The following is a 330-nucleotide window of genomic DNA, read 5'->3' as shown; positions in this document are numbered from 1 at the left end:
GCCCCGGCTTTCGTGGAGGCCGGTTAGTGTGAGTCAGGCCGGGACGGCTTGACTGCTAAGTTGCTTGTAATAGTTTGCCTCAGCTTCGGCTGGCGGTATATAGCCGAGCGGCTCCAGCAGTCGATGGTGGTTGAACCAGGACACCCATTCCAGCGTGGCCAGTTCGACGGCCTCACGTGTTTTCCAGGGAGCGCGGCGATGAATCAATTCAGCCTTGTAGAGCCCATTGATCGTCTCGGCCAGGGCATTGTCGTAACTGTCGCCCTTGCTGCCCACAGAGGGCTCAATGCCGGCTTCTGCCAGACGCTCGCTGTACTTTATGGATACGTA

At 58.2% G+C, this 330-nt stretch carries 1 protein-coding gene; it reads right to left on the bottom strand.

Annotated elements, in window-relative coordinates; genetic code table 11:
* Nucleotides 1–33: 33 nt before the first annotated feature.
* Nucleotides 34–330, bottom strand: a 297-nt coding sequence (locus NX782_RS26295; RefSeq protein ID WP_258848450.1) for an integrase core domain-containing protein, incomplete at its 5' end; no start/stop codon positions are given.

Origin of the sequence: Massilia norwichensis (genome assembly GCF_024753245.1) — a bacterium.
Taxonomy (GTDB): domain Bacteria; phylum Pseudomonadota; class Gammaproteobacteria; order Burkholderiales; family Burkholderiaceae_D; genus Telluria; species Telluria norwichensis.
This window is presented reverse-complemented; position numbering and strand designations above follow the sequence as displayed.